This is a genomic window from Anaerorhabdus sp. (assembly GCF_036641015.1).
GTDB lineage: Bacteria > Bacillota_I > Bacilli_A > Erysipelotrichales > Erysipelotrichaceae > Anaerorhabdus.
Genome location: NZ_JAVWFO010000072.1, coordinates 1 through 5,855 on the forward strand (window position 1 = coordinate 1; position 5,855 = coordinate 5,855).

Here is a 5,855-nt window from a genome sequence, read left to right on the forward strand (position 1 = left end):
TTCCTCCTAAACCAATGTAGTTTCCGGGGCTACATTTGGCATAAGTTGCCGATTACCATTATATATTCTTTTAACCCCATAAGTCAATCATTTTCTTCGATTGTTTGGGCACTTTTCGCATTTTCTTCATACTCTATTTTGATTAGATATAATCCTTGAGGTTCCGCATTATGTTTACACACATCTTTATCCTTCACCTCAAGCATTTCTACGACATCTGCCGGGGTTAAGCGACCTCTTCCTACTTCTATCAGGGTTGCAGTCAACATACGCACCATATAGCGTAAAAAGCCCTTTCCCTTATAACTAATCGTTAAAATGTCACCATCTCTATAAAATGTAATGCTTGATATTTCTCTAATTTGATTTGGCCATTGCTCAAGTGAGTTAGCACAAAACGATGAAAAATCATGTTTACCAACAAATATCCGAGATGCTTCTTCCATTTGATCAACATCTAAATGATGTCGGCATTGATAAGCATAATTAACTTTACATACATCATACTCACCTAGATTAATTACATAATCATATTGTTTACTCTTTACACTAAAGCGTGCATGAAAGCCATCTTTAACCTCTTCAATCGATTTAACTCTTATATCATCCGGTAAATACCCATTAATAGCCCAATGCCAACGAGCAGCATCTAGATAAAAATCAGTATCAAAATGAAACACTTGCCCGTATGCATGAACTTTCGCATCAGTTCTTCCCGCCGCTACTGCTTTAATATCTTGTTTTGATATTCTTTTTAACACTGCCTCAATCTTTTCTTGAATCGAATTGTTTCTACATTGTGATTGCCACCCTATGTAATTAGAACCATCATAACTCACAATACACTTGAACCTTCTCATACTATAAACGCAATCACAATCATACTTACTAGTAGAAGTGTAGCTCCAGCTAATAATGTGATATCTCTTCCTCTAATCTTCAATACTTTATAACGAGTACGCTCTTGCCCTGGTGCGTATCCACGTGATTCCATTGCATTAGCTAAATCCTCAGCTCTTTGAAAAGCCGATACAAATAATGGCACAATTAAAGATAAAATTGCTACAATTTTTTCTTTAATTGATCCTTCTTTTAAATCAACTCCACGAGATGCTTGAGCACGCATAATTTTTTGTGTCTCTTCAATTAGGTCAGGTATAAATCTTAATGCAATAGAAATCAGCATCGCAATTTCATGTGATGGTACTCCAATTTTTTGGAATGGTTGAAGTAAATCCTCAATACCCAATGTTAAATCTAAAGGCTTTGTCGTTGCAGTTAAAACTGTTGTAATCATAATCATTAAAATTAAACGTACCGCAATAAATAAAGTTTGAAATATTGCATTAGAATAAATACCTATTCCAAATATGGTAAATAATAACGTTCCTGTTTTTAAAACTAGAACATTTAACACAAGTAAAAACACCAACATAAACAACATTGGTTTTAGTGCTTTCCATATAAAATCAAAGTTTAATTTTGATAATAATACTACACTAATTATACATACAGCTAAAACACCATACCCAAGCCAACCCACAGGAAAGAAAACACTTACTAACACAAGCAACATAGCCATGATCTTAGCACGTGGATCCATTCTATGAATCACTGAATCAAGTGGTATATATTTTCCTAATACAAAACTATTCATGATGCTTCACCTGCTTACTAATTGCTTTTGCAAGTTCATCTACACTAAAGCAATCATCTGGTAAATTCATCCCACATTTGTTACAAGCATTTTTTAATTGAATAATTGCTGGTGGTAATATATTTAATTCTTCGCATAAAGAGTTACGTTTAAAGAATGCATGTACATCTTCTTTACAAAAGATCTTACCATCTCTAACAACTACTACATCATCACAATAATTTAATACATGTTCCATATCATGAGTAACAATAAGAATTGTTTTACCAAATTCTTTATTTAATCTTTTAAATAGATTCATCATTTGAATCGAACCCTGTGGATCAAGTCCCGCTGTTGGCTCATCCAATACAAGAACTTTAGGATCCATCGCAAGTATACCTGCAATAGCTACTCTACGTTTTTGTCCACCCGATAAATCTAAAGGTGATTTATCTAGATAACTTTCATCTAAATCAACAAGTTTTAAAACTTCTCTAGCTTTTTTTATCGCTTCTTCTTCACTAACGCCAAAGTTTTTAGGGCCAAAGATAATATCTTTAAGTATTGTTTCCTCAAATAGTTGGTATTCTGGAAATTGGAAAACTAAGCCAACTTCTTTACGTAAAGATTTTAATTTCTTTGGTTGTACTCCTGCTTCGATTACACGATCAAAGATTGTTATCTTACCTTTTGTAGGTAAGAGTAACGCATTTAAATGCTGCACAAGTGTCGTTTTACCTGATCCCGTAGATCCAATAACAGCAGTCATCTTGCCTTCTGTAATATCTAAATCTACATCAACTAGCGCTGCATATGAAAAGGGAGTATCAACAGAATAAGTATGACTTACTTTTTCGAATTGTATTGACATAATTCTTCCACCAATCCTTCCATTGTAGTTGTTTCTTTTAAATAAACTCCTTGTCTCTTCAATGCTTTTTGCATTTTTAAACTAAAAGGAATATCTAATTTAATAGATACTAATTCTTTTTCTTTTAGTAATATATCTTCTGGTTTCCCAGCCATTACAACATGTCCTTTATCCATTACAAGTACTTCATCACTTTTTGATACTTCATCAATATCATGAGTAATTGAAATTATTGTAATTGTTTCATCTTCATGTAGATTACGAATCAATTTTTTTATTTCATCTTTCCCTTGAGGATCCAACATACTTGTAGCTTCATCAAAAATTAAAATTTTTGGTTTCATTGCTAATACTCCAGCAATTGCTACTCTTTGTTTTTGACCACCAGATAATTTAGTAGGCTCACTATTCAAATAGGGAGTCATCTTAACTTTTTCAGCAAACTCATTAATAATGTTATCCATTTTATCTTGAGCAACACAATGATTTTCTAAACCAAATGCGATATCATCTCTTACTGTAGAGCCAATAAACTGATTATCAGGATTTTGAAATACTATTCCAATTCGATTACGTATTGCTTGTAAATTTTCTTGCGTTAAATCTAGACCATCAATAACAATTTCACCAGACTTTTTCTCAAGTAATCCCATTAACAATTTCGCAATAGTACTTTTTCCACTACCATTGTGACCTACGATAGTTGTATACGATCCCTGTTCAATAGAAAAAGATACATGGTCAACTGCCATATTATGGTTATCATATGAAAATTCAAGATTTTTAACTTCTATAATACTTGTCATCATTTCACCTCAAAGCCTTCTTATTATATACCATTTACCTATATAACACAAAGAAAAAGCGACCTTAGTCGCTTGTCTATAAATTGTTAAATATGCTCTAATTCGTAACCTTTATAAAGTCCATCTAAACAATTAACTTGATTAGATATATTATAAATTTCACTTAAAATTTTACTTTCTTGATTTTCGAAATCTAAATGTACTAAGATGTTGTGTTCTTCATCTGTTCCTTCAATATCATAACCAAATTCCTTAATAATTTCGATAAATGAAATTAAATTTTGAGCTTCAGGGAATTGAACTTTATGAGTAATTCTACAAGCTGATCCAATTTCAAATTCTTCATTAAACACTGCAAAATTATTAAATACTGCATTAATAAATTTAAGATTCAAATAAGGATAAAGTGTGCTAATATCGTAAACCGCTTCAGGATATTGGCGTTCATTTGTATGAGTTGGTTCAGGAATTATAATCTCTTCTAATTCTTCATCTTGCTCACCAAACACTATTTCGTCAATTTCTTCTTCATCTATTGGTGTTAATTCAATTGGTTTATCTAAGATTAAATCTTCTAATGCCACTGTAGGTTCTTCTACAATATTACCAAAATTAATAATATCTAATTCTTCATGATGTGGCTCATCTACTGTTTCAAATGGATTTGAGTCTTTAAGATTAATTAAATCAATATCATCTTCACCAACATGAATTAGACGTTTTTTAAACTCTTCAAATTCATCTTCAGATAATTCTTTTTTCAATCCTGCTGCAGGTGTTTCTATACCTAAGTCAATTTCTTCTAAGTCTTCATCGTCCATTGCGAATAATTTGCGAATTTCTTCTTCATCTAAGTCTACTAGTTTTAATTCACTTGTTTCTTCAACTACATCTCTATCAAATGATTGAATTTGTATTTCATCAATTGGATTAACATCTTCAAATAAACTAGATAAGTCAATATCTTCTAATTCATCATCACCAAATGGATTACGAAGAGTAGAAGGTACAGCATCAGTATCTTTAACCTTATTTACAAATTTAGGTAAATCAAATATAGCTGTTTTGCTTAAGTCATCATCACTAATTGATTTAGATGTTGGTTCAACAATCTTAGGAATTTCAAATGTACCAAACTCTTCCTCTTCGTCAATGACTTCACTTACATCTTCATCCTCAAAAGTGATTGGTTCTCTAAATAATTCTTCATCAATTTTAGGTGCAATTACTTCTTCTGCTTCAATCGTTGGTTCACCAAAAGGATGCATTAGTTTTTGAAGTTGAGAACTATCATATGTTTTAGTTTTAACTGGCTCAACAAAACTAGGCACAACTAAATCTTCAAGAAGATCATCAATGTCTTGTTCCTTATTTTGTTTTTCATAGTTGTATTCAGGCATTTGGAAATCTTCCAATAAATCTTCTAAACTTTCTTTAACATTTTCTTCAGACTGTACTCTTTCGTGCATAGAAGGTAGTTTAAACTCATCCAATAAATCATCTGCAGAATTAGCTATTGTCGCAGCACCTAAAACAGATGCAGCAACTGGCGCAACTTCTTTAAAAGATGGTATTTCAAGTTCAGAAAAACTCTCGTCGTTAGCTGCAATATCTTTTACATTACGAACAGATGTCTCTTTTTTTACATCATCTATATTTTTTAGTGGTAAATTTTCAATTTCTTGAATTGTTCGTACTAATTCTTTGTCTTCTTCTTCCGAGCGAAGTTTAATCATACGAATTTCATCATCTTCTACTTCTAGTTTACGCTCTTGTTCCTCTTTGAGTAGATAGACTGCTAATGCTGCACCTGATGCTAATAATAAAGTTGTTAGTAGACCTTTTTTCATTGATTTATACCCCACTCCTATATTTAACTTGAGATTCTCTCATTATTTCAATTTTACAATTGCTACCCCATCACCAAGATTAGGATAAAAATGTGTTTCTAAATTTGGATCATTACAAATATATTCTACAAATTTCTTAATCTTCTTAACTAATTGTTTTGTGTTTCGATTAGTTGCTAAATCTGGATTTTCAACCATTCCATGAAATGACAAGTTATCAAATACAAACATCCCATTCTGATTTAAATTTCCAAGGAAATGATCCATATACTTTTTATACTGAGCTTTCGCAGCGTCTACAAATATTAAATCATATTTCTTGTCACTTTGAAAGATTGCCGCGTCACATTCATGTACATGAATACGATTGCTTAAGCCTGCATTGGCTATGTTCTTTCTCGCCTCGATAACTAAATTACTTTTTATTTCGCAAGTATCTATAGTTATTGTAGAATCTAGGTTAGCCATTTTAATCGAAGAATATCCAATAGCTGTTCCACACTCAAGAATTGATTGACACTTATTTTCTAATATCGTTTTGCATAGAAATTCTATTCCTCCATCTTGCATAATAGGAACATGATTTTCTTTTGCATATTCTTTCATCTCATCTATTTTAATCATGCATATATTTTATCACAGAATATAGTAAATAAGCCACAAAAAGGAAAAAAAAAGGATATCCAACA

6 protein-coding genes are annotated in these 5,855 nt (G+C 31.6%); all 6 read right to left on the reverse strand.

The genetic code is table 11. The features are described 5' to 3' along the window. Positions 1-83: 83 nt before the first annotated feature. The 6 genes from truA to RR430_RS08640 all read right to left on the reverse strand — a co-directional run bounded on the left by truA (position 84) and on the right by RR430_RS08640 (position 5,790). Positions 84-860: a tRNA pseudouridine(38-40) synthase TruA gene (gene truA, locus RR430_RS08615; RefSeq protein ID WP_332508931.1), complete on the reverse strand. Its 777-nt coding sequence runs from the start codon at positions 858-860 to the stop codon at positions 84-86. Continuing rightward, a complete protein-coding gene (locus RR430_RS08620) occupies positions 857-1,657 on the reverse strand; it encodes an energy-coupling factor transporter transmembrane component T family protein (protein ID WP_332488724.1) in 801 nt (266 codons plus the stop codon). The genes truA and RR430_RS08620 overlap by 4 nt, the downstream gene beginning before the upstream one ends. Then, positions 1,650-2,510: an energy-coupling factor transporter ATPase gene (locus RR430_RS08625; protein WP_332488723.1), complete on the reverse strand. Its 861-nt coding sequence runs from the start codon at positions 2,508-2,510 to the stop codon at positions 1,650-1,652. Before RR430_RS08625 ends, RR430_RS08620 begins: the two co-directional genes overlap by 8 nt. Next, a complete protein-coding gene (locus tag RR430_RS08630; protein WP_332508932.1) occupies positions 2,486-3,316 on the reverse strand; it encodes an energy-coupling factor transporter ATPase in 831 nt (276 codons plus the stop codon). Before RR430_RS08630 ends, RR430_RS08625 begins: the two co-directional genes overlap by 25 nt. 86 nt (positions 3,317-3,402) lie before the next feature. Continuing rightward, positions 3,403-5,166, reverse strand: coding sequence for a hypothetical protein (locus tag RR430_RS08635; protein WP_332508933.1), 1,764 nt, complete (start codon positions 5,164-5,166; stop codon positions 3,403-3,405). A 42-nt stretch (positions 5,167-5,208) separates the two neighbouring features. Next, the gene (locus RR430_RS08640) at positions 5,209-5,790 is read right to left on the reverse strand and encodes an O-methyltransferase (RefSeq protein WP_332488718.1); all 582 of its coding nucleotides are present in this window, start codon (positions 5,788-5,790) and stop codon (positions 5,209-5,211) included. Between the last annotated feature and the right edge of the window lie 65 nt (positions 5,791-5,855).

Coding starts and splice junctions, on each gene's coding strand:
- RR430_RS08630 (WP_332508932.1), bottom strand. CDS start 3,316: ATGACAAGTATTATAGAAGTTAAAAATCTTGAATTTTCATATGATAAC.
- RR430_RS08635 (WP_332508933.1), bottom strand. CDS start 5,166: ATGAAAAAAGGTCTACTAACAACTTTATTATTAGCATCAGGTGCAGCA.
- RR430_RS08625 (WP_332488723.1), bottom strand. CDS start 2,510: ATGTCAATACAATTCGAAAAAGTAAGTCATACTTATTCTGTTGATACT.
- RR430_RS08640 (WP_332488718.1), bottom strand. CDS start 5,790: ATGATTAAAATAGATGAGATGAAAGAATATGCAAAAGAAAATCATGTT.
- RR430_RS08620 (WP_332488724.1), bottom strand. CDS start 1,657: ATGAATAGTTTTGTATTAGGAAAATATATACCACTTGATTCAGTGATT.
- truA (WP_332508931.1), bottom strand. CDS start 860: ATGAGAAGGTTCAAGTGTATTGTGAGTTATGATGGTTCTAATTACATA.